This window comes from Allobosea sp. BK604, assembly GCF_004341515.1.
Taxonomy (GTDB): domain Bacteria; phylum Pseudomonadota; class Alphaproteobacteria; order Rhizobiales; family Beijerinckiaceae; genus Allobosea.
The window spans coordinates 60,703-84,204 of sequence record NZ_SLZF01000012.1; the positions used below are offsets into that span (position 1 = coordinate 60,703).

At 65.0% G+C, this 23,502-nt stretch carries 21 protein-coding genes; 10 read left to right on the plus strand and 11 right to left on the minus strand.

Annotation, left to right across the window (positions count from 1 at the left end; all coding sequences use genetic code 11):
• Nucleotides 1–549: 549 nt before the first annotated feature.
• The 8 genes from EV560_RS30110 to EV560_RS30145 all read left to right on the plus strand — a co-directional run bounded on the left by EV560_RS30110 (nucleotide 550) and on the right by EV560_RS30145 (nucleotide 10,034).
• Entirely contained in the window at nucleotides 550–1,266 is a 717-nt protein-coding gene (locus EV560_RS30110; RefSeq protein WP_131859545.1) for a hypothetical protein, read from the plus strand.
• A 164-nt stretch (nucleotides 1,267–1,430) separates the two neighbouring features.
• A complete protein-coding gene (locus EV560_RS30115) occupies nucleotides 1,431–3,023 on the plus strand; it encodes an arylsulfatase (RefSeq protein WP_131859546.1) in 1,593 nt (530 codons plus the stop codon).
• A 64-nt stretch (nucleotides 3,024–3,087) separates the two neighbouring features.
• Nucleotides 3,088–4,545, plus strand: a complete 1,458-nt coding sequence (locus tag EV560_RS30120) for a DUF1254 domain-containing protein (RefSeq protein ID WP_131859547.1) — start codon at nucleotides 3,088–3,090, stop codon at nucleotides 4,543–4,545.
• Between the two features lie 10 nt (nucleotides 4,546–4,555).
• Nucleotides 4,556–5,572: a DUF1254 domain-containing protein gene (locus EV560_RS30125; RefSeq protein WP_131859548.1), complete on the plus strand. Its 1,017-nt coding sequence runs from the start codon at nucleotides 4,556–4,558 to the stop codon at nucleotides 5,570–5,572.
• A gap of 42 nt (nucleotides 5,573–5,614) precedes the next feature.
• Nucleotides 5,615–6,613: an HAD family hydrolase gene (locus EV560_RS30130; protein WP_131859549.1), complete on the plus strand. Its 999-nt coding sequence runs from the start codon at nucleotides 5,615–5,617 to the stop codon at nucleotides 6,611–6,613.
• A 2-nt stretch (nucleotides 6,614–6,615) separates the two neighbouring features.
• Complete coding sequence (locus EV560_RS30135) at nucleotides 6,616–7,512, plus strand: polyphosphate kinase 2 family protein (RefSeq protein ID WP_131859550.1); 897 nt, start codon at nucleotides 6,616–6,618, stop codon at nucleotides 7,510–7,512.
• Nucleotides 7,513–7,529: 17 nt separating this feature from the next.
• Nucleotides 7,530–8,486 carry a formylglycine-generating enzyme family protein gene (locus EV560_RS30140; RefSeq protein WP_131859551.1) on the plus strand — a complete coding sequence of 319 codons (957 nt, stop codon included), beginning with the start codon at nucleotides 7,530–7,532 and terminating at the stop codon, nucleotides 8,484–8,486.
• Between the two features lie 333 nt (nucleotides 8,487–8,819).
• Nucleotides 8,820–10,034 carry a glycosyltransferase gene (locus EV560_RS30145; RefSeq protein ID WP_131859552.1) on the plus strand — a complete coding sequence of 405 codons (1,215 nt, stop codon included), beginning with the start codon at nucleotides 8,820–8,822 and terminating at the stop codon, nucleotides 10,032–10,034.
• Nucleotides 10,035–10,065: 31 nt separating this feature from the next.
• Here EV560_RS30145 and EV560_RS30150 read toward each other — a convergent pair whose 3' ends face one another.
• Both EV560_RS30150 and EV560_RS30155 read right to left on the minus strand, forming a co-directional pair.
• Nucleotides 10,066–11,361 (minus strand): NAD(P)/FAD-dependent oxidoreductase, encoded by a 1,296-nt coding sequence (locus EV560_RS30150; RefSeq protein WP_131859553.1) that lies wholly within the window; start codon nucleotides 11,359–11,361, stop codon nucleotides 10,066–10,068.
• A 33-nt stretch (nucleotides 11,362–11,394) separates the two neighbouring features.
• On the minus strand, nucleotides 11,395–13,140 hold the full coding sequence (locus EV560_RS30155; RefSeq protein WP_207908154.1) for a gamma-glutamyltransferase family protein: 1,746 nt from the start codon (nucleotides 13,138–13,140) through the stop codon (nucleotides 11,395–11,397).
• A gap of 118 nt (nucleotides 13,141–13,258) precedes the next feature.
• Here EV560_RS30155 and EV560_RS30160 point away from each other — a divergent pair, with 118 nt between their 5' ends.
• The gene (locus EV560_RS30160; RefSeq protein ID WP_131859555.1) at nucleotides 13,259–14,347 is read left to right on the plus strand and encodes an alanine dehydrogenase; all 1,089 of its coding nucleotides are present in this window, start codon (nucleotides 13,259–13,261) and stop codon (nucleotides 14,345–14,347) included.
• A gap of 8 nt (nucleotides 14,348–14,355) precedes the next feature.
• On the opposite strand, the gene EV560_RS30165 is transcribed toward EV560_RS30160, so the two are convergent.
• Nucleotides 14,356–15,951 (minus strand): ABC transporter substrate-binding protein, encoded by a 1,596-nt coding sequence (locus tag EV560_RS30165; protein WP_131859556.1) that lies wholly within the window; start codon nucleotides 15,949–15,951, stop codon nucleotides 14,356–14,358.
• 165 nt (nucleotides 15,952–16,116) lie between these two features.
• Between EV560_RS30165 and EV560_RS30170 the strand changes: the two genes are divergently transcribed.
• Entirely contained in the window at nucleotides 16,117–16,956 is an 840-nt protein-coding gene (locus EV560_RS30170; protein ID WP_131859557.1) for a LysR family transcriptional regulator, read from the plus strand.
• Between the two features lie 29 nt (nucleotides 16,957–16,985).
• Here EV560_RS30170 and EV560_RS30175 read toward each other — a convergent pair whose 3' ends face one another.
• The 8 genes from EV560_RS30175 to EV560_RS30210 all read right to left on the minus strand — a co-directional run bounded on the left by EV560_RS30175 (nucleotide 16,986) and on the right by EV560_RS30210 (nucleotide 23,372).
• Entirely contained in the window at nucleotides 16,986–17,480 is a 495-nt protein-coding gene (locus EV560_RS30175; RefSeq protein WP_131859558.1) for a GAF domain-containing protein, read from the minus strand.
• Between the two features lie 75 nt (nucleotides 17,481–17,555).
• Nucleotides 17,556–18,386, minus strand: a complete 831-nt coding sequence (locus tag EV560_RS30180) for a 3-oxoadipate:acetyl-CoA acetyltransferase (protein WP_131859559.1) — start codon at nucleotides 18,384–18,386, stop codon at nucleotides 17,556–17,558.
• Nucleotides 18,387–18,401: 15 nt separating this feature from the next.
• On the minus strand, nucleotides 18,402–19,235 hold the full coding sequence (locus EV560_RS30185; RefSeq protein WP_131859560.1) for a shikimate dehydrogenase family protein: 834 nt from the start codon (nucleotides 19,233–19,235) through the stop codon (nucleotides 18,402–18,404).
• Between the two features lie 18 nt (nucleotides 19,236–19,253).
• Nucleotides 19,254–20,276, minus strand: a complete 1,023-nt coding sequence (locus tag EV560_RS30190) for a Gfo/Idh/MocA family protein (protein ID WP_131859561.1) — start codon at nucleotides 20,274–20,276, stop codon at nucleotides 19,254–19,256.
• A gap of 79 nt (nucleotides 20,277–20,355) precedes the next feature.
• A complete protein-coding gene (locus EV560_RS30195) occupies nucleotides 20,356–21,087 on the minus strand; it encodes an amino acid ABC transporter ATP-binding protein (RefSeq protein WP_131859705.1) in 732 nt (243 codons plus the stop codon).
• A gap of 68 nt (nucleotides 21,088–21,155) precedes the next feature.
• Nucleotides 21,156–21,998 carry a transporter substrate-binding domain-containing protein gene (locus EV560_RS30200; RefSeq protein ID WP_131859562.1) on the minus strand — a complete coding sequence of 281 codons (843 nt, stop codon included), beginning with the start codon at nucleotides 21,996–21,998 and terminating at the stop codon, nucleotides 21,156–21,158.
• A gap of 53 nt (nucleotides 21,999–22,051) precedes the next feature.
• Nucleotides 22,052–22,693 carry an amino acid ABC transporter permease gene (locus EV560_RS30205; protein ID WP_131859563.1) on the minus strand — a complete coding sequence of 214 codons (642 nt, stop codon included), beginning with the start codon at nucleotides 22,691–22,693 and terminating at the stop codon, nucleotides 22,052–22,054.
• 10 nt (nucleotides 22,694–22,703) lie between these two features.
• Nucleotides 22,704–23,372 (minus strand): amino acid ABC transporter permease, encoded by a 669-nt coding sequence (locus EV560_RS30210; RefSeq protein ID WP_131859564.1) that lies wholly within the window; start codon nucleotides 23,370–23,372, stop codon nucleotides 22,704–22,706.
• Between the last annotated feature and the right edge of the window lie 130 nt (nucleotides 23,373–23,502).

The following is a 23,502-nucleotide window of genomic DNA, read 5'->3' on the forward strand; positions in this document are numbered from 1 at the left end:
TAACAGTTACGGGCCCATTTGCCCGCATTTTCCGGCAGTATGGCGTCAAAGAACGGCCCGCACGATTTGTGGACAGATGGCCATGGAACAAGCGCAGAAGCGTGGGCTGGCTCGCCTCATGCTCCGCTGGCCGGAGCGGAGGGCGGAACTGCGCCAGAGATTCGCGCAGGACCCCCGCCTCCCCGAATTATGCGAGGCATACGAGGCGGCCTGCGAAGCCGCGGCCTATTGGACAAAATCCTCCGCCGCCGTGGGTGCCGAGCGCGCGGAGGAATATCGCGCACTCATGACAGCGACAGAGCAAGACATCCTGCATAGAATTTCTTAAGCTAGGAGCAAGCGCGGCGTTTCACGCAAGCTTGTCATGCGCTTGCCAGAACACTCCGAGTTGAGCCATTGTCCAAAGACTAGCCTATGCATCGAGTTTTGGTCCAAGCTTTATGAGGCGAAGCGATGGACAAGGGAATCTCGGCATTTCGGCCCGGCGGGCCGCCGGCTGAAGATATTCTGGCCGCTCTGAAGGCTATACTTAGCCATGACGAATTGCGGTTGTCGGAACGCAATCGGCGTTTTCTGTCTTTCGTGGTCAACCAGACCGTCGCGGGCCACAGCGAACGGATCAAGGCTTACGCAATCGGTGTCGACGTCTTCGGGCGTGACGAGGCCTTCGATCCGACCCTCGATCCGATCGTGCGCATCGAGGCGACGCGGCTGAGATCGGCCCTAACCGCCTATTACGACGCAACCGGCGCCAGGGATCGCATCCGGATCGCGATTCCGCCCGGGAGCTACGTGCCGACATTCGCGTGGGCAATACCGCTTGCCGAAGACGAGGCCGATACGCCGCCAGCCGGCGCTCAGCCCGCAAGACCCACGCGCTCCGAGACGATCATCGTCCACGACCAGTCGCCGCGCTCGGATGCCGAAGCGGCACTGCGCGGCGAACTCTTCTCGGATGCGCTCGTGCGCCTGTTGAGCAAGGCACAGTTCAAGGTCCATGTGGTTCCTTCGGTCGAACGCCGGGCCGCCTTGGACGCGATACGCGAGCTGTTCACGCACCCTGGCGAGGCCTATTCGCTCGATCTTGCCGTTCGCCCGATGCTCGAGCGGCGGCGCTATTCCTGGCGCTTCGGCGATCTGCGCAACGGCAAGGTGTTGTCGAGCGACTTCCGCGACTATGTCATCGCCACGGCGCCCTGCTTCGACCTGATCGATGCGGTCGCCGATGAGGCTGCGCAGGCGGTCATGGACGCCCTGCCCGATTAGACCTTCGCCCCCTGCTGGCGATCCGGCAGGCAGGCGAAACGCCGGTAACAGTTACAGCCTTAAGCAGGGCGGTGCCGCGTGCGACCCTCCGGCTGCACGCCCCGGGGTCGACGCGTCCATGCCCCGTACGACCCCGAGCGGCGATCCGGAACCGGGAGTGTTTCATGGGACGCCATAAATTCCTGGCCGCGGCAGCCTTGGCAGCTGTCATGAGCCTTTCCGCGCCTCTCAAGGCCCAGCAAGCTGCGCCCGCCCAACCACAGGCGCCCACGAGGCCCAATATCCTGGTGATCTTCGGCGACGACATCGGCCAGTCGAATATCAGCGCGTATTCGCACGGTCTGGTCGGCTACAAGACACCGAATATCGATCGGATCGCCAAAGAAGGCATGATGTTCACCGATTATTATGCGGAGAACAGCTGCACGGCCGGGCGCTCGACCTTCATCACCGGCCAGGTCTGCCTGCGCACCGGCCTGTGCAAGGTCGGCATTCCCGGCGCTGCGGTCGGCCTGCAGGACCGCGACATCACAATCGCCCAGGCGCTGAAGTCGCTCGGCTACGCGACCGGGCAGTTCGGCAAGAACCACCTCGGCGACCGCGACGAATACCTGCCGGTCCGGCACGGCTTCGACGAGTTCTTCGGCAATCTCTACCATCTCAACGCCGAGGAGGAGCCCGAGCGTCCCTATTACCCGAAGAACGATGCCGCCTTCGTCAAGTCGAACTCGCCCCGCGGCGTGCTGAAGGCGTCGGCCGACGGCAAGATCGAGGATACCGGCCCGCTGACCAGGAAGCGGATGGAAACCGTCGACGACGAGACCACAGCCGCTGCGATCGACTTCATGCAGCGCCAGGCGCGGGCCAACAAGCCGTTCTTCACCTGGATGAACACGACCCGCATGCACGCCTTCACGCATGTGCGCGAGGCGATGAAGGGCCAGAGCGGCATGCCCGGCAATGACTATGCCGATGGCATGATCGAGCACGACGGCGACGTGGGCAAGCTTCTGAAGGCGATCGACGATCTTGGCATCGCCAACAACACCATCGTCGTCTACACGACCGATAATGGCCCGAACCAATGGTCTTGGCCTGACGCGGCGACGACGCAGTTCCGCTCGGAGAAGGACACCAACTGGGAAGGCGCCTTCCGCGTGCCGGCGATGATCCGCTGGCCCGGGCGGGTGAAGGCGGGCGAGGTCTCGAACGAGATGATCTCGGGCCTCGACTGGTTCCCGACACTCGTCGCAGCCGGCGGCGATTCCGAGATCAAGGACAAGCTCGCCAAGGGCACGACGCTCGACGGCAAGCCGGCAAAGGTCCATCTCGACGGCTATAACCAGCTTCCCTACCTGACCGGCCAGCAGCCGAAATCGGCCCGCAACGAGTTCTTCTACTTCAACGACGATGGCGAGATGGTCGCCTATCGGTACAATGACTGGAAGATCGTCTTCTGCGAGCAGCGCCAGCCGGGCGGCTTCCAGGTCTGGGCCAATCCCTTCACCTGCCTGCGCGCGCCAAAGATCTTCAACTTGCGCATGGATCCGATGGAGCGGGCCGATACAGTCTCCGACCAGTATTACGATTGGCTCGCCAAGAACGCTTATCTGATCCAGTACGGCGTCTGGAAGGTCGCGCCCTTCCTGCAGACCTTCAAGGAGTATCCGCCGAGCCAACGGCCGGCGAGCTTCAGCGTCGACCAGATGGTCGAGGCGCTGATGCGCAACCTCGAGCAGACAACCCGGTCGAAATAGGCCCTCGCAAATGTGCCGGCCGCCGCCTTTGCGCGGCCGGCAAATCCGGATGATGAGGGCGGAGATGACCAGACAGCTCAGGATTGCGTGCCATGCGACACCGGTGCTGAATCGGCGGCAGGTCGTGGCGGGAACGGCGGTGACGCTCGCGGCCGCAACTTTCAGCACCGCGCCTGTGCTCGCACAGACGGTGACGGCGAAAGAGGCGCGCGCCATCGCCAAGGAGGCCACGATCTACGGCTTTCCGCTGGTCGATACCTATCGCGTCCAGCATTCCTATTTCGTCGACCGTGACAGTCCCGAGTTCAAGGCGGGCTGGAACACGCTGGTCAACAACGACCGGGTCTATACGCCCGCGGACAAGGCGATCCAGACTCCGAATTCCGACACGCCCTATTCCTATGTCGGGGCCGACCTGCGGAGCGAACCGCTCGTCCTCACCGTGCCGGCGGTCGAGAAGGGGCGCTACTACTCGCTGCAATTCATCGACATGTACACGTTCAACTTCGCCTATGTCGGCAGCCGTGCCACCGGCAACGGCGCCGGCAATTACCTGCTGGCCGGGCCGAAATGGAAGGGCGAGAAGCCCGGCGGCATCAAGGCGGTGATCCCCTGCGAGACGGATTTCGCCTTCGTCCTCTACCGCACTCAGCTCTTCAATCCGGCCGATATCGACAAGGTCAAGGCGATCCAGGCCGGCTACAAGGTCCAGCCGCTGTCGCAATTCCTCCATCAGACCGCGCCGGTCGCCGCCGCGCCGGTCAATTTCGCAAAACCGCTGACGCCCGAGCAGGAGCGCAGTTCGCTCGGGTTCTTCGGCCTGCTGAACTTCATCCTGCAATTCTGCCCGACCAATCCTCCCGAGCGAGCGCTGATGGCGCGCTTCGGACGGATCGGCATCGCTGCCGGCAAGCCATTCGATCCCGGCTCGCTCTCCCCCGACATGCGCCAGGCCCTGGAGGGCGGCATGGCCGATGCGTGGGCTGCTTTCAAGGAGTTCAAGGACACCCAGATCGATACCGGCAAGCGGAGCAGCGCCGATAGCTTCGGCACCCGCGCCTACCTGAACGGGAGATATCTCGACCGTATGTCAGGCGCCGTGCTCGGCATCTACGGCAACTCGAAGCAGGAGGCGATGTATCCGGCCTATTTCACCGACAGCGAGAAGAAGCCGCTCACCGGGGCAAGCCGCTACACCTTGCGCTTCGCTCCCGGCCAGTTGCCCCCGGTCAACGCCTTCTGGTCGGTCACCATGTATGAGCTGCCGGCAAGTCTGCTCTATGCGAACCCGCTCAACCGCTACCTGATCAACTCGGCGATGCTGCCGGACCTGAAGCGCGATCCCGACGGCGGCATCACGCTCTACCTCCAGAACGAGTCACCGGGGCAGGACAAGGAGGCCAACTGGCTGCCGGCGCCCAAGGGACCATTCTTCACGGCGATGCGGCTCTACTGGCCGAAACAGGCCGCACTCAGCGGCAAATGGAAGGCGCCGCCGCTCCAGCGCGCAGCCTCGGGTTGAGGAGGAATTGATGCCGGCAACACGTCTCTACCTCGCCGCCGCCGCGATACTGACCTGCGCCGGGGCCGCGGCGCAGACGCCGCTCCCCGTAACGGCGGACAATTTCATTCGTGCCGAGTCGGATCTCTATATCGGCAATCTCGTCAAGGAAGGCGGCATCGGCAAATTCCTGCATCGGCGTGAGCCCGCCTCGCTCGATAATCAGGCCGTCATCCGCCTCAACCGCGACACGCTCTATTCGAGCGCGGTCTTCGATCTCGACGCCGGGCCGGTGACGGTCACAATGCCCGATCCCGGCACGCGCTTCATGTCGATGCAGGTGATCAACCAGGATCACTATGTGCCCGTCGTCGCCTATGGCGCGGGCAGTCATGTGATCGATCGGCGCAAGGCGGGGACACGCTATGTCGTGGTCGGCATCCGCACGCTCGTCGACCCCTCCGATCCGAAGGACGTGCAGCAGGTCCACGCATTGCAGGATGCGATCAAGGTCTCACAGAAGGCGGCCGGGACTTTCACGGTGCCGGCCTGGGATCCGGCCAGCCAGAAGAAGGTGCGCGACGCGCTGCTGGTGCTCGGCTCGACGATTCCCGACTTCAAGAAAGCATTCGGGACCAAGGCCGAGGTCGATCCGATCCGACACCTGATCGGGACGGCGTTGGGCTGGGGCGGCAATCCCGATAAGGACGCCATCTATCTCAACGTCACGCCGCCGAAGAATGACGGCACGACCGTCTACAAGCTCAACGTCAAGAACGTGCCGGTCAACGGCTTCTGGTCGGTCAGCCTCTATAATGCCGACGGCTACTACCAGAAAAACTCCTACAACGCCTACACGCTCAACAACATCACCGCGAAGAAGAACGACGACGACTCGATCGCCATTCAGTTCGGCGGCTGCGACGGCAAGATTCCGAACTGTCTTCCGACCATGCCAGGCTGGAACTATACGGTTCGACTCTACCGACCGAAGAGCGAAATCCTCAGCGGCAAGTGGACCTTCCCGCAACCGCAGCCGGCAACCTGATGGTGTAAGGGAGTTGTTCCCACGGAGGAGGCGAGAATGCCAATGGTCAAACTTCGCGCGGCGTCGGCCCCTCTCCTCATCGCCGCACTCTGCGTCTGGAGCGCGGCAGCCTTGGCCCAGGCCGATCCGCTTCCCTCGTGGAATGACGGCAAGTCCAAGCACGTCATCCTCGATTTCGTGCGCAAGGTGACGCAGGAGGGCGGACGCGATTTCGTGCCGCTGGACCAGCGCATCGCCGCCTTCGACAATGACGGCACGCTCTGGGCCGAGCAGCCGGTCTATTTCCAGCTCCAGTTCGCCTTGGACGAGATCAAGCGCCTGGCCGCACAGAATCCGGCGCTGAAGGGCAAGGAGCCCTACCGCTCGGTGCTCGCCCGCGATCTCAAGGGGCTTTCGGCGAACGGCAACAAAGGCCTGATGCAGGCCATGGCGGTGACCCATTCCGGCATCACCACCGATGAGTTCGCGGTTCTGGTACGCAACTGGCTTGCGTCCGCGCGCCATCCGACGAAGCGAGCCTATGATGAGATGGTCTATCAGCCGCAACTCGAGCTGCTGGCCTTTTTGCGCGCCAACGGCTTCAAGACCTTCATCGTCTCAGGCGGCGGCGTCGAGTTCATGCGGGTCTTCGCCGAAAAGGCCTATGGTATTCCGCCGGAGCAGGTGGTCGGCTCTTCCGGCTCGGTCAAGTACCGGCTCAGTGCCACCGGCAAGCCGGAACTCTACAAGGAAGCAAAGGTCGAATTCATCGATGACGGCCCGGGCAAGCCGGTCGGTATCAACCGCTTCATCGGCAGGCGCCCGATTCTCGCCTTCGGCAATTCCGACGGAGATCTGCAGATGCTGCAATACACCACGGGCGGGGAAGGCGCGCGCCTTGCGCTCATCATCCATCATACCGACGCCGCGCGCGAATGGGCGTATGACCGCAAATCGCAGATCGGCAAGCTCGACAAGGCGCTTGACGAAGCGGCAACGAAAGGCTGGACAATCGTCGACATGAAGACCGATTGGAAGACGATCTTCCCGCCAGGACGCTAGGGATGCAGGCAGACGAACTGGCCAAGCGCTTCAGGGTGACGGATGGCGACGATTTCCGCCTGAAGCATTTCGACCCCGGCGAGACCTGCGGGCTCGATATCGCCAAGGACGAGGCGCGGGAATTGCTGCGTGCGGGGGTCGAGCGCCTGCGCGACCTGCAGGAGCGACTCTATGCCGAGAAGCGCTGGTCCCTGCTCATCGTGCTGCAGGCGATCGATACCGCCGGCAAGGACGGCACGATCGAGCATGTCATGTCCGGCATCAATCCGCAGGGCTGCGAGGTCACCTCGTTCAAGGCGCCGAACTCGCTCGAACTGCGCCATGACTTCCTCTGGCGCACGACCTGCGCGCTGCCCGAGCGCGGCGAGATCGGCATCTTCAATCGCTCCTATTACGAGGAAGTCCTGGTCGTTCGCGTTCACGAGGGATTGCTGCAGAAGCAGGGTCTGCCACCCAAGCTGATCGGCAAGGACATCTGGCAGGAGCGCTTCGAGAGCATCCGCGATTTCGAGCGCCATCTCAGCCGCAACGGCACGGTGATCCTCAAATTCTTCCTCAACCTGTCCAAGGACGAACAGCGCCGCCGCCTCCTCGCGCGCATCGACGAGCCCGACAAGAACTGGAAGTTCGACGCTGCCGATCTCACCGAGCGCGGCTATTGGAACGAGTATCAGGCGGCCTACGAAGACGCGATCGCCCACACGGCGACGAAGCAGGCGCCCTGGCACGTGATCCCCGCTGACAACAAATGGTTCACCCGCCTCGTCGTCGCGGCGACCGTCGTCGACTGCCTCGAACGGCTCGACCCGAAATTCCCCAGAGTCGATGACGAGGCGCGCAGCGTCATGGCCAAGGCGCGCAAGCAATTGCTGGCCGAAGACGACAATCGCAAGGGCTGAAACCGGAGGGTGGACGCATGACGGATGGCGCGACACTGGACGCCCCGCTGCAGACCAAGGGCATGGTCCGCATTGCCGGCGGCACGTTCCGCATGGGCTCCGACCGGCATTACGCCGAGGAGGCGCCGAGCCACCAGGTCGGCGTCGATGCCTTCTGGATCGATGAGACGCCCGTCACGAACCGGCAGTTCCGCGCCTTCGTCGAGGCCACAGGCCATGTCACATTCGCCGAGATCACGCCCGATCCGAAGGATTATCCCGGCGCGTTGCCACATATGCTGCGAGCCGGCTCGCTGATGTTCGATCCGCCGATGCATCCGGTCGACCTGCGCGAGTGGTCGCAATGGTGGACCTTCAAGTTCGGCGCGACCTGGCGCAAGCCCTATGGTTCAGGCTCCTCGATCAAGGGCCTGGACGACCATCCCGTCGTGCATGTCGCCTATCGCGACGCGGAGGCCTATGCCGCCTGGGCGGGAAAATCGCTGCCGACCGAAGCCGAGTGGGAATTTGCCGCCTGGGGCGGACGGGAAGGGGCCGAGTTCGCCTGGGGCGACGAGCTGATGCCGGAAGGCCGCCACATGGCCAATATCTGGCAGGGCAATTTTCCGAACGAGAACACCAAGGATGACGGCTGGGCCCGCACGTCGCCGGTCAGAACCTATCCGCCGAACGGCTATGGTCTGTACGACATGATCGGCAATGTCTGGGAATGGACCTCGGATTTCTGGTCGACGCGCCATCAGGGCGATGCGCCAAAAGCGTGCTGCGTGCCGCAGAATCCGCGCGGTGGGCCGGAAGCCGAGAGCTACGATCCGCGCCAGCCGACGATCCGCATTCCCCGCAGGGTGCTGAAGGGCGGCTCGCATCTATGCGCGCCGAGCTATTGCCGGCGCTATCGCCCGGCGGCGCGCCATGCCGAAGACGTCGACACCTCGACCAGCCATGTCGGCTTCCGTTGCGTGGTGCGCGGTTAGCGCATCGGCCCGAAAAGTGGAATGCGGTTTTCGGAAAAGCCGATGCGAAGCAATGAGTTAGATCATCTGAGCGGATACGGTATCCGATGATCTAAAGCATTTTCGAGCGACGTGGAGACCGGTTCGCGTGAAGAAAATGCGTCAAAACAAATAGATAGAGAATTCTCGCGAATCGGGGAAACGCAGGAAGTCTCGAATGTGCTGAGCAGCAGGGAGAGCGACTGCTCCATCCCATAAGAAGCATGTACCAGCCAGGGGGGCTTGCGGCAATCCCCCGGCCTGGGCGTATGAGCCCTGCCCTTCACCTGATTTTGGGGAGAAGGGAGCTGCGGAATGCGTTTATTGTTATCGACCTATGGCTCGCGCGGCGACGTCCAGCCCTTGGTGGGATTGGCCGTTGAACTGCAACGCCTCGGCGCCGACGTGCGGGTGAGCGCGCCGGCGGACAAGGAATTCGAAGAGTTGCTGTCGGCTTTCGGCGTCCCCTCGGCGCCGGCATTCTTGTCCGTGCGCGAGTGGATCGCCGAGGCGAGACGTTCGGGAGAGGCCCTGCCCGCACTTGCGGCCCGCATGGTCCGTGCGCAATTCGGTGCACTCTCAGCTGCGGCCGAAGGATGTGACGCGATATTGTCGACGGGACTGTTTCCGTCGAGCGCCGCAGCCTGCTCCGTGAGTGAGATATTCGGCATCCCGCATCTGCACGCGAGCTTCTGCCCGCTCTCCCTGCAATCCCCGCATCACCCGCCTTACGAGTACCCGGGCTGGCCGCATCCACCGGAGATGACCGATAACCGCGCGCTCTGGGATCGGAACGCGCAGGTCATGAACGCGCTGTTCGGCGAGGCATTCAACAGCCAGCGCGCAACGATCGGGTTGCCCTTGATCGATGACGTGCGCGACCACGTCTTCACCGATCGCCCCTGGCTGGCATCGGATCCGGTTCTCAGCCCTTGGGTACCGGCCGATCTCGATGTCGTGCAGACCGGCGCGTGGCTGCTGCCCGACCGGCACCCGCTTCCAGACGCCTTGATCGCCTTTCTCGAAGCCGGGACGCCGCCTGTTTATGTCGGGTTCGGGAGCATGACGATGGCTGCTGCAAAGGACGCAGCGCGAGTGGCTGTTGCGGCAATTCGATCACAAGGCCGTCGCGTGGTGTTGTTCCGTGGCTGGGCTGAGCTGGCATCGAATCATCAGGAGGACGACGATTGCTTCCCGGTGGGCGAGCTCAACCAGCTGGCCCTGTTCCGCCGGGTCGCCGCCGTCGTGCATCATGGCGGCGCGGGGACGACGACAACGGCAGCCCTCGCCGGTGCGCCTCAGGTGGTGGTGCCGCAGATCGCCGACCAGCCCTATTGGGCCGGGCGCGTGGCCGCGCTGGGTATCGGCGCGGCGCATGATGGCCCGGTCCCGACCGACGAGTCTTTCGCGACAGCACTCGGGATTGCCCTCGCACCGGAAACCCGCGCACGCGCCATCGCGGTTGCCGCTACGATCCGCACCGATGGCGCGGCCAGGGCCGCGAAAATGCTGCTGGAGACGATCAGGTGAGGCTGGACGCCGGCAGGCGCGTGCTACGCCCCTATCCGGCCGAGGCTGCGCGTCTTTCTCGCAGCCAGTCCCTCGCCTGATGGTGCCAATAGGTCAGCTGCACTGCGGCGGTGCCGGCAGGCCCGCCGTTCCAGACCAGCCCGAACGGCTCGAACTGGCGGATGCGGTCGGACCGCCCGGTGATCGCCTCCGCCACCACCCGGCCGCCGATCGCGGTGGTGTTGAGGCCATGGCCGCCGAAGCCGAGGCAATGCCAGACCTTGGGCTGGAGTTGGCCGATCTGCGGCATGAGATGGCGGGCATAGGACATCAGCCCGGTCCAGGCCGCGTCGATCGCGATGCCCTTCAGCTGCGGATAGGTGTCGGTGATGCTCCGGCGCAGCATCTCGGCGAGCTCGCGCGGTTCCGAGGTCCGCGTGGTGATGCGACCGCCCCAAAGCAGCCGCCGGCCATCGTCGACCAGCCTGTAGTAATCGCTGGCGCGCCGGTCATCGAGCGCGGCGGCACGGGTGCGGATCGCGCCCGCGAGCCGGTCCGGCGCCGCCTCGGTGACCAGCACATAGGTCGCGATCGGTAGCTGGCTGCCGCGCAGCTTCGGCACGAGCCGGTCGGTATAACCGCCACCGGTGAAGACGACATGCTCGGCCCGCACCTCGCCGGCAGTGGTGCGAATGATCTTCTCCGGCTTGTCGAGATCGACCGAGACCGCGCGCGAGTTCTCGAATATCCGCCCCCCGGCTGCCTCGATCGCCGCCGCCAGGGCGCGGGCATAGTTCAGCGGATGGATGTGGAAGGCCTGCGGATCGAGCAGCGCCTGGAAATATTTCGTCGAGACCAGCTTCTCGCGGACCTTGTCCGTCTCCCAGAAATCGAGCGGATAATTATGGCGCTCCCGGAGCCGCTGGCGGAAGCGCTGCAGGCCGTCGGCATCCTCATAGCGGATGACGCGGAAGATGCCGTCGACGCGCTGGGCATCGGTGATCCCGAGGTCGCGAATGTTCTGGGCGACGATGTTCATGCCTTCGATCGAGAGATCGTAGAGCCTGCGCGCCGGCTCCTCGCCAATCGCGCCTTCGAGCGAGGCGAGGCCGCGTGAATAGCCCGGGCTGACGAAGCCACCATTACGGCCCGACGCGCCCCAGCCGACAGCCTCGGCCTCGAGCAGGATGACCGAGCGCCCTGCCCGCTGCAGCTCGAGCCCGGTCGTGAGACCGGCGAGCCCCGCGCCGACGATGCAGACATCCGCCTTCTGCGTGCCGGCGAGCGCCGGCCTCCCCCGGCGATCGGCGAGCGTGCGGGTGTAATAGCTATCGATGTAGGGCGTCATTCGCGGGTCCAGGCAGCTTCGGAATGCAGGCTGTCACCAGCCGACGGCATAGGAGGTGCGGCGCGGATCGGCAGCGCCTGCCTTCACTCCGCTGGCATGGTCGTGCTGGATGGCGCAGACGGCGCCGGCACGCAAAGTCCAGTCCGGCCAGGGATGGACATCATGGCCGAGCGTGCCGAGCTGGCGCGCGGTGTCGGCGGCAATCCGGCTTTCCAGCGCCAGCCGGCCCGGAAAATACTCGTGCGGCTGGAACGCACCGGGGAAGCTGTAGCTCGCGAAGCGCGGCGCTTCGACGGCGAGCTGGAGATCCATGCCGAAAACCAGCCGGTTGAGCAGGACCTGAACCATCGCCTGGCATTGCACGTCACCGCCCGGCGTGCCGAATGGCATGGTCCAGGCGCCCGGCTTGATCGCCAATGCCGGATTGCAGGTCAGGCGCGGCCGGACACCCGGCGCGACCTGCGCCGGATGGCCGGGCGAGGTGAAGCTCTGCGTGCCACGCGAGGACGGGCACAGGCCCGTGCCGGGCACGAGCACCGAATCGTAGGAGGTGTCGCTCGGCGTCGCTGCGAAGGCGTTGCCATGCCTGTCGACGACGCAGACGAAGGACGTATCGCCCGGCAATGCGGGCGAGCCTTCCGAACCGGACAGGCCTGCGGACGCTGCCTCGGCAAAGGAGTGCGGCGGCATTTCCGTCCAGGCCCTGTCGTCGCGCAGCAAAGCGCGGCGGGCGGCGAGATTGTCCTCCGCCAGCAACGCGTCCAGCGGCACATCGGTCACGCGCGGGTCGCCATAGAAGCGCTCGCGATCGGCGAAGGCGAGCTTCAACGCCTCGGTAATCCGGTGGATATAGGCCGGTGAGTTATGGCCGAGCGCTTTCAGCGCCGCGGGATCGAGCAACGCCAGCGTCTGCTGGATCACCGGTCCTTGCGTCCAGGGCCCGCAGGTATGGATTTCCGCCTCGCCGAAGCGGCGCATCACGGCAGGCTCCAAAGCGGCCTCGAAGGAGGCGAAATCTCCGAAGCGCAGCCAGCCGCCCTCGGCCTCGTGGAACGCGCTGATCGTCCGGGCGATATCGCCGCGATAGAACGCGTCGTGCACCGCCTGGAGCCCGGCTTCGCGCCCTGCCCCGGACGCCGCACTTTCCTCGTCGGCGAGATATTGCAGGGTCCTTGCGAGATCGGATTGGATGAAGATTTCGCCGACCTGCGGCAGACGCCCACCCGGCAGGAACACCGCGGCGTTCGACGGCCACTTGCGATAGTCCGCCTCATGCTCGGCCAGGGCATCGGCGAGCAGCGGGTACATCACGAAGCCGTCGCGCGCGAAGCGGATCGCGGCCTGCGCGACCTCGCCGAACGACATCGTGCCGAAATGGCGGAGGGCCTTGATCCAGGCCGACGGGGCGCCGGGCACGACAGTGCGCAGCAGGCCCGGCGGAATCAGGCCGCCATGCTCGCGCAGGAAGATCTCGTTATCGGCCAGGGCCGGCCAGGGACCGAGACCGCTGATCGTCTGGGTCCGACCGGATTTGGCATCATGGACCATGATCGGCGCGATGCCGGCGACGTTGACGAGGTCGCATTGGACGACGCCCAGCACGATCCCGGCCGCGACACCGGCGTCGGTCGCGTTGCCGCCGGCCTCCAGGATGGCGAAGGCGGCATGCGAGGCCAGATAATGCCCGGCGACGGCCATGTGCTGCGTACCGTAGAGCGTCGGCCGATGGGCACCGGTCGTGCCTAGTGTCAGCCCTGATTCAACTGGCCTGGTATTCACGGAGGCAACGCCTTTCCACATAAGGGGCCAAAACCGAAATTTATCTTTTATTTATAAAGACTTGCACGAAATCTCAAATCGCCTAGATTGGCCGAAATCCCCGGATGGAGCGTCCTAGATGATCATTGGCCTGCCGCGCGAACTCAAGCCGGACGAGCGGCGTGTAGCGTTGCGGCCTGTCGAGGTCGGGCGGCTGGTCGAAGCCGGGCACGAGGTCGTCGTCGAAACCCGGAGCGGGGCAGATGCCGGCTTCAGCGACACTCTCTACGAAGCGTCCGGCGCGCGGATCGCGGCGAGCGCGGAGGCGGTCTTCGAGCAGGCAAGGCTGATCGTGAAGGTGCATGAGCTCCAGCAGAACGAGCCCTCGCTGCTGCGCCCGGAGCATATCCTGCTCGCCAGCCTGTATTGCGAGGCCAACCGCGGCCGGCTCGACACGCTGCTCCATGCGGGCATCACCGCCTTCGCGGTCGAGCATGTCGTCAGGCCGCTCTCGGCGAGCAGCGTGCTCGGCGGCGAGATTGGCGCGCTCGAAGGCGTTCGCCTGCTGCTCGCCCCGCATGGCGGCACGGGCAGGCATTTCGCCGGACATTTCGGCCTGGAACCGGCGCGCGCACTTGTCGTCGGGCTCGGCACGGCCGGGCGCGGCGCCCTGCGCGTGCTGCTCGGGCTCGGCATGTCGGTGGCGGGCTTCGACATCGACCCGCTGGCGCTTGAACAGGCGCGCCTCGACTGGCCGGGGCGCGACTTCACCGCGAGGCCGGTCGAGGACTTGCCGGAGCACCTTCCCGGCGCCGATCTCGTGCTGAACTGCGTGCTCTGGGACAAGATGCGGCGCGACCATCTGATCACGCGTGCGATGCTGGGCCGGATGAAGCGCGGCGCCGTCATTGTCGATGTCGCGGCCGACCGGGCCGGAGCGGTCGAGACCAGCGTGCCGACGACCTGGCTGAGCCCGATCTACCAAGTGCAGGGCATCACGCATTTCTGCGTCGAGAACCTGCCGAGCGCCAGCCCGGAAGCCGCCTCGACCGGCTATTCCCGCATGATCTACGACACCGTAGCGGCGATCGCCGAGCACGGCGCGATCGATGCCGCGCGGCGCGATGCCGCGTTGGGGCGCGGGTTGATCTGCGCCGGCGGCAAGCTCGTCCATGCCGGGGCGGCGCAGGTGCAGGGCTTGTCCTTCACTCCGCTCGCCGCCCTCTAGCGCCTTGCTCATTTTGCGTTGGCGCGCGGCGAGGTCTCGTCGATCCAGAGATATTCCGGGTACTGGTTGGTCAGCTCGACCGCGTTCTTCTGGATGCCCTTGAGCCAGGGCTGATGCACCAGCACGGCCTTGTTGTAATTGAAGAACCACATCGCGGCGTCGTCGACGAGCAAGGCGTCGGCCTTCTTCAGGATCGTGGCCTGCTCGGTCTTGTCCTTGGCGGCGCTGGCGGCGTCGATCAGCGCGTCCATGTCCTTGTTGGCGTAGCCGAAGATGTTGCCGGCCGGACGGCTCGTGGTCGAATGGAAGCGCTTCATCGCGGCGAGCGGGTCGGGTCCGGAGGCGAGCGACCAGATCGCCGCGTCGAAATCGCCCTTCTGGAAGAGCAGGTCCTGGCCGACCGCGTTCTCGACCACCTTCGGCTTCACGATGATGCCGACCTTCGCGAGGAAGGGGATCGTCGCCTCGACGATGGTGTTGCCGAAGGACTCGTTATTGGTCGTGACCAGCTCGACCTCGAAACCCTTCTCGTAGCCGGCCTCCTTGAGGAGCTGCTTCGCCTTCTCGGGATCGAAGGGGAAGGCCTTGATCTCAGGGTTGTAGGCGACGGAGGTCGTCGGCAGCCAGCCGGTGGCGCGATAGGCCTTGTCCTTGACCAGGCGATTGATGATCAGATCCGAATTGATGGCGTAGTTGATCGCCTGGCGGACGCGCTTGTCCTGGAACGGCTTGAAGCGCGGATTCAGCGCGAAGAAGCGGGTGCGGTATTCGGCGACCTCGACGAGGTTCTTCGAGAAGACCGGGTCCGCCTTGTAGACCGGGTACTGCGCCGAGCCGAGCAGGTTGACGTCGATATCCTTGGAGCGGAAGGCGACGTCGCGCGCCGGCGCCTCGCCCATGATGTTGTAGACGATCTTATCGAGATGCGGCTTGCCCTTGTAGAAATCGTCGAAGCGCTCGACGACGATGCGGCTGCCGGAGGTCATGCTCACGAACTTGTAGGGGCCGAGACCGATCGGCGCCGTGGCGAAGCCGGGACCGAGGCGCTCGACCTCCTCGCGCGGCAGCACCGAGACTTCCGGCCAGAACAGGTACTGCGCCGGGTCGACGCGGTCCTTGAGCGTGATCTTCAGCGTGTTGTCGTCGACGGCCTCGAGGCCCGAGATCGACGTCGCCTTGCCGGCCTCGAACTCCTCCGCCCCCGCGATGATGCGCAGGTAGCGCGCGCCGGCGAAGGCGCCCTTGGGATCGAGGATGCGCTGATAGCTCCAGATGATGTCCGCGGCGGTCAGCTTGCGGCCATTATGAAAGCGGGCGTTGTCGCGCAGCTTGTAGGTGTAGACCATGCCGTCCGGGGAAACCTCGACGGCCTTGGCCAGCTCCGGCACCGGCTCGTTCTTGTCGCTGTCCCAGCTATAGAGGCCGCGATGGATGGCGAGCGAGATGATGCCGTCCTGTGCACGCGCCGAGGAATGGATGTCGAGCGTGGTGATGCTCGCGCCATAGGGCAGGACGAGGGAAGCCGTGCCCCCGTCGCGCTGGGCATAGGCCGGCGCTATGGATGCCAGAAGCGCCAGCGCGCCCAGAAATGCCTTGATCCGCATCGTCTTGTTCCTGTCCCTGGCTGGTTCCGGCTGGCCCGAAATCCTGTTCACGCAATCCGCTGAGACGATATACGCACAGCCTATGTAGCGTAGGGTGAAACCGCTACTGACGCCCCAAACCGCCGTCAATCAATTTATAATTGATCGCAGGCATAGAGAAAAACTATGGATGTTCGGTCCCTCACGTATTTCGTCGCCGTCTACGAGGAGCAGAGCTTCAGCCTGGCGGCGCGCCGCTGCGCCGTCTCCCAACCCTCGATCTCGGCTGCGATCAGGCAGCTGGAAGAGCATCTCGACTGCCAGCTCTTCGTCCGCAATGCGCGCGGGGTCAGCCCGACCGCGGCGAGCGACCAGATCTTCCCCACCGCGGTGAGGCTCATCGCCGAGTTCGGAGCGCTCAAGACGATCGTGCGGCGGCCGGTCGCCACCAGGCCAGTCCGCTGCGCCGTGATGCCGGGATTGTCCGGCGAGCGTGTCTCTGGCTTCCTGAAGGAGGCGGCTATCGCCTCGCCCGAACTTTATTTCGAGCTGCAGCGTGAAAGCAGCGCGGCGGACATCATGATCGTCTCGGAAGCGGCGCTCCCCGAAGACCAGATCTTCCACCCACTCTGGCGCGACAGCTACCGCGCCATAGCACCCGTCGGTCACCCGCTGACGATGCGCGAAGAGGTCACGATAGCAGGCTTCGCCGATGATCCGGTGATCGTGGCTCATTGGACGGACGCGCCCGGCTCACCGCGCCGGGCCTTCCACGACAGAGGCGTGCAGTTGGCCCGCATGTCGATCGCCCATTCGCATCAGGACGCGCTTGCCATGGCGGCGGCCGGTTTTGGCATCGCGATCGCACCGAGTTCGGAGCCGCTCAGGTCCGGGCTGGTCTCGCGCGAGATCGAGGACATCAGCGTGGAGCGCAATGTCGGGCTGAGCTGCGCCCGCTCCTACCAGCTGCCCAGCGGTCTCTCGATCGCGGTGAACATTTGCCGCCTGCGCTGGCAGAGCCGCTAGAGTACGCGGCGATCTGATCGGCTCCGGCTCTAAGCCAGGCCCGGGCTCGCCTTGAGGACGATCGCGGCGATCGCCTCGATCCCGGCCTGATCCTCGGCATCGAAGCGGGCCGGAACCGGGCTGTCGAGATCGATCACGCCGAGCACCTTGCCCTCGCGGATCAGCGGTACGACCAGCTCCGAACGCGAATCCGCGTCGCAGGCGATATGGCCGGGAAAGGCATGCACATCCTCGACCAGGACCGATTGCTTGCGCGCGACCGCAGCGCCGCAGACGCCGCGCCCGACCGGAATGCGGACGCAAGCCGGCTTGCCCTGGAACGGCCCGAGCACGAGCTCCTCGCCGCGCATCAGATAGAACCCCGCCCAATTGAGCTGCGGCAGCATCTGGAACAGCAGGGCCGAGGTGTTGGCCGCATTGGCGATCGGGTCGCTCTCGCCCTCGAGCAGACCCGTGAGCTGCGAGGCGAGGTCGCGATAAAGTTCCGCCTTGCCGACACCTTCGATGACACGCGCCTGAAACATCGCCGTTTCCTTGCCGAACCGTTCGATAGGCCGCCCTTCTAGCACCGGGGCCGGCTTGGGGCTATCGGCGTCGCCTCAAGCACTCGTCAGCGACAACAAGCTGCGCGCCTCCGCAACCGAGGCGACATGGCGCCCATACTCGCCAGCCAGATCGGCCACACGCTTCACCAGGGCGGCGTTGGACGGCGCTAGCGTATCGCGGTCGAGCCTGACATTGTCCTCGAGCCCCGTGCGACAATGGCCGCCGAGCTCAAGCGACCAGCGGTTCAGCGTGATCTGGTCGCGGCCGATGCCGGCGCCTGTCCAGGTCGCATCCGGCGCGAGCCGCTTCAGCGTCGCGACGAAGAACTCGAAAGCGCCGCGGTCGACCGGCATGGCGTTCTTCACGCCCATGACGAACTGCACATGCAGCGGCCCCTTGATCTGTCCGGTTCTTTCCATCTCGACCGCCTTGAAGATCATCGACAGGTCGAAGGCCTCGATCTCCGGCTTGACGGCATGCTGGAGCATCTCGCTCGCCAGCCAATCGACGAGGTCGGGACTGTTCTCGTAGACGCGCGTCGGGAAGTTGCAGGAACCGGTCGAGAGCGAGCACATCTCCGGCCTGAGCGGGATCATGCCGCCGCGTTCGCGGCCGGCGCCCGAGCGACCGCCGGTCGAAAACTGCACGATCAGGCCGGGACAATGCCGGCGCAGGCCTTCCAGCAGCCGCGCGAAGCGTTCGGGATCCGAGGTCGGCATGCCGTCATCGTTGCGGACATGGCAATGCGCCAGCGTCGCTCCGGCCTCGAACGCCGCCTGCGTCGACTCGATCTGCTCGGCAATCGAGATCGGCACTGCCGGATTGTCGCGCTTGGTCGGCAGCGAGCCGGTGATCGCGACGGTGATGATGCAGGGAGTGGTCATGGGTACTGCCCTCTCCTAGTAGCTGACCTGCGCAACCGCGCGGAGCTCGTCGGACGTGGTCGTCGGGAAGCCGAAAAATTCGAGATAGGCCGGGATCTGCTCGAACAGCATGTCGGTGCCGACCTGGAACGCGCAGCCACGGGCGCGGACCGCCTCCAGGAACGGCGTGACCTCCTGCTTCATCACCACCTCGCCGACGAATGTCGTTGGCGCGATCCGGCTCACATCCATCGGCAGCGGATCGCCCGGCTTCATGCCCAGCGGCGTCGCGTTGACGACGATATCGAAGCCGGCCGGGTCGGCAGAGCCGGTCGCGACCTGCAGCAGCGGGTAGTGCAGCCGCAAGCGCTCGGCGAGGCCGATGGCGAGCGGAGCATAGGCGTCGAACAGGGCAAGTTCGGCGACGGCCGCCTTGGCCAGCGAGGCGGCAATGGCGGAGCCGACACCGCCGCAGCCGACGACCAGAGCCCGCGCGCCTGCGAGACCGCGGCCCTTGCGCAGGACACCGCGCACGAAACCTTCACCGTCGAACATATCGCCGACCAGCCTGCCGTCGGGCCGCAGGCGCACGGCATTGCAGGAGCCCGCGACCTGTGCCGTCGTCAGCACCTCGTCGAGCAGGGATATGGTCGTCACCTTGTGCGGCATGGTGACCAGAGCGCCGTGGATATTGGAGAGCTTGAAGACCAGCTTCAGGAAGCGGGCATAGTCCTCCGTCTTGCAGCCCATCGGCACCACGACGGCATCGATGCCGTGCTTCTCGAAATACGGGTTGTAGATCATCGGAGCCTTGAACGACTCCGTCGGATAGCCGAGATGGGCGATGAGCTTGGTCGTGCCGCGGATCATTGCGAGAAGCTTTCGACCCTAGCCGGCCACGCGCACGGCCGCGCCGGAGCGGGCGCTTTCGAGGATCGCGTCGAGCGTCAGCGCAATGTCGATGGATTCCTCGGGCGTCGCGCCGGTCCAGTGTTCGGGGCCGTGGCGCAGGAGCCGCTCGAAGGCTTCCGCCTCGGCCCGGAAGCCGTTGCCCGGAGCGACTTCGACGATATCAGGCTCGACCGTGTTCAAGGTGCCGCGACGCACCGTCAGGATCGGCGGCCCGCCGACCGGCGGATGGTTGAGATAGGTGGTCTCGATCGTGCCCGCATCACCCGCGATCAGCGCGTGACGATGGAAGGCCGTGGCGAAGCTGCAGGAGATCTGCGCCAGCGCGCCGCCGGGAAATTCCAGCGTAGCCACCGTGCTCAGATCGACACCGGTCTCGCTCCAGCGCGCGCTCGCGCTGACCCGCTCCGGCCGCTCGCCGGCGGCGAGCAGCGCGAGGCTGACCGCATAGCTGCCGGCATCGAGCAGCGCGCCGCCGCCGACCTCGGGCCTGAGGCGGATATTGTTTGGATCAGTGAAGGTGATGCCGAAGCTGGAGTGGATCAGCTGCACCTTGCCGATCACGCCCGTGGCCAGCAATTCGCGCAGCTTCAGCGTCTGCGGCTGGGCGCGATAAGGATAGGCCTCGACGAGATGGCGGCCGAGGCGCTTCGCCGCCGCGAACATGGCGCGCGCATCCACCGCGCTGGTCGCCAGCGGCTTCTCGCAAAGCACGTGCTTGCCCGCCTCCATGGCGCGAACAGACCATTCGGCGTGGAGCGAGTTCGGCAGCGGATTATAGATGGCCTCGATTGCCGGATCGGCCAGAAGGGCCTCATAAGAGCCGTGGAAACGCGGGATGCCGCATTCCCCCGCGAAGCTCTCCGCCTTCGCCGCATCGCGGCTTGCGACCGCCGCGACGGTCACGGTCTTCGACGCTGCGACGCCGCTGCTGAAGGCCCTCGCGATATTCGCCGCGCCGAGGATGCCGAGCTGCAACGGCCTTGTTCCCACGTCACCCATTTGACTCTCCTCGACGGCTTCGCCTGACGGACTTTTGCAGTGTGGCTGCACCTCGCCGCAAGCGCTGCCAGGCGGCCGATCAATGCGTGCGCAGGATCTCGCCCAGGAATGCCCGGGTGCGCTCGTGTCGCGGCCTGGTGAAGAACTCGGCCGGTGGCGCCTCCTCGACGATCGCGCCACTCGCCATGAAGATCACCCGATCGGCGACCTGCCGGGCGAAGCCCATTTCATGGGTCACGCAGATCATGGTCATGCCTTCCTCGGCCAGGCCGATCATGGTGTCGAGCACCTCCTTGACCATCTCGGGATCGAGCGCCGAGGTCGGCTCGTCGAACAGCATGACCTTGGGCTGCATGCACAGGGCGCGGGCGATCGCGACGCGCTGCTGCTGTCCGCCCGAAAGCTGCGCCGGATATTTGTCCGCCTGCTCCAGAATCTTGACGCGGGCGAGCAGCTTGCGGGCCGTCGCCTCGGCCTCCGCCTTGCTGGCGCGCAAGGAGCGCATCGGCGCCAGCATGCAATTCTCCAGCACGGTCATGTGCGGGAACAGGTTGAACTGCTGGAACACCATGCCGACCTCGCGGCGGATGGCGTCGATCGTCCTGGCGCTGTCGCCGAGCAGGATACCGTCGACCCTGATCTCGCCCTTCTGATAGGCTTCGAGATGGTTGATGCAGCGGATCAGCGTCGATTTGCCCGAGCCTGACGGCCCGCACAGGACGATTTTCTCGCCCGTGCGGACCGACAGGTCGATATCGGTCAGAGCCTTGAAGTCGCCATACCATTTCTCGACGCCGACCATGCTGATCATGGCCGCGGCCGTGGCCGCAGGCGAGGATTGGCCTGTCATGTCAGGGCTCCGATCCGTCACTGTTTCGCTCAGCTGGCGGTGAAGGTGATGCCTTCGAGACTGTCCGGGAACTTATGGACCGGCACCTTCATCCACTTGTCGTAGACCTTCTGCAGCTCGCCATTGGCCTTGATCTTGTCGATGAAAGTATTGATCGCGGCGTTGATCTCCTTCTCGCCGAGGCGGGTGCAGGCCCCGTTATAGAGGTTCTGGAATTCGAGCTTGTTCTCGAACTCGCCCGGACGGGCCTGCTCGATGCGCTGCAGGTAGAAGATGTTGCCGCCGAGCGCCTGGACCTGGCCCGAGACCAGCGCCTGGATGCTCGGCGCATCGCCGTCATAGCGCCGGATCGTGGTGCTGGCCGGCGCGTTCTTGGTCACCTGGGTGTCCTGCGCAGCGCCCTTGGCGACACCGATGCTGAACTTGCCCATGTCCTCGTTGGTCTTGATCGTGTCGCTCTTCTTGCCGACCAGCACGATCGTGTTGGCGACATAGGGCTTGGAGAACTGAACGGCCTTGGCCCGCTCGGGCAGCATCGCCATGGTCGCGAACAGCACGTCGACGCGCCCGGTGGTCAGGGCGGGAATACGATTATTGACCTCGAGCGGCACGAACTCGACGGGCACGCCGAGCTCCTTGCCGAACAGCGTCGCGATATCGGCGTCGAGCCCGTCCTGCTTGCCGCCGCTGGTCACGAAGCCCCAGGGCGGATTGTCGCCCTGGATGCCGACGACGAGCTTGCCCTTGGCCTTGATCTCGGCCGGCGTGATCGCGAAGGCCGGCAGCGAGATCAGCGCCGGCGCAGCGAGCGCGAGCGTCCCCCCGAGCAGCAGGTGGCGGCGACTGGGCAATCCCCTGGATAGTTTCTTCATGACGTCTCTCCCTCGGTTGAAATGGCCTTGAGGCCTTGGTGATCGATTGAGTGCTAGCGCGAGGCGGCAGCGAACTGGCGCTCCAGCCGGGCGCCATAGAGCGACAGCGGCCAGCACATGATGAAATAGAGGACGCCGACGATCCCGAAGACGAGGAGCGGCGCGAAGATCTGGTTGGAGATGATGTTTCCGGCCCGCGTCAGCTCGGTGAAGCCGACGATGGCCGCGAGCGACGTGCCCTTGATCAGCTGGACGAGGAAACCGATCGTCGCCGGCAGAGAGATGCGGATCGCCTGCGGCAGGATGACGTCCTTCATCCGCGAGACGTAGTTGAGGCTCAGCGCCTTGGCGGCTTCGGTCTGGCCCTTCGGCACGGCCTCGATCGAGCCTCGCCAGATCTCTCCGAGATAGGCGCTGGCATGCAGGGTGAAGCCGATCGAGACCGCGACCCAGGCATCCAGCTTCAGCCCGATCAGCGCCAGCCCGTAATAGACTACGAAGAGCTGCATCAGCAGCGGAGTGCCCTGGAACAGCGCGATATAGCTCGCGGTCACGCGTTCCAGCAGCGGATATTCCGATGTCCGTGCCAGCGCGACCGCGAGGCCCGCGATGCCGCCGCCGATAAAGCCGACGGCCGACAGGGCCACGGTCCATTTCAAGCCGGCGAGGAGGAAGAGGAATTCGTCGGAGCCCATGACGCGCTCCTCACTTGACCGGGTAGCTGAAATAGCGCGTCGAGATCATCCCGAAGGCGCGCATCATCAGCCATGAGATGACGAGGTAGAACACCGTCACGACGCCGTAGACCTCGAAACTACGAAAGCTCGAGGTTTCGATCTGCTGCGCCACCGAGGTCAGCTCATAGGCCGAGATCGCCGAGGCGATGCTGGTCGTCAGCGTGAGCAGGACGAACTGGCTGGTCAGCGACGGGAAGATCGCCCGCAGTGCCGGCTTCAGCACGATCAGCCGGAAGACCTGCGTCTTGTGCAGGCCGAGCGCGAGACCCGCCTCGATCTGGCCGCGGCTGATCGACTGGACGCCGCCACGGATGATCTCGATCGCATAGGCGCCGCCATTGATGCCGAGCGCGATGATCGCCGTCGGTGTCGGGTCGAGCCTGAGCCCCGCCAGCGGCAGCGCGAAATAGATGAAGTAGATCTGCACCAGGAAGGGCGTGTTCCTGATCACCTCGACGAAGGATTTGATGAACCAGCGGATCGGCGCGATCTTGGAATCGCGCAGCATCACGCCGCCGATGCCGATGATGATCGCGAGGATCATGCCGCCGATCGCCAGTGCGAACGTGCCGAGACAGGCCGTCAGCAGGCTCGGCAGCCCATCCAGTACCGGCGTGAAATCGAGCTTGTAGTTCATGGCGTTTCCCTGAACGGCCGACCTTCTGGCTGGGTCGGTCCAAGTCCCGTCATTTGCGTCGGCGCCTCGTCCCGGGCGCCTTGATCTCGGCCGGCGGAAGAGGTTGCGCGGCCCGCGATCGGTGTTAATT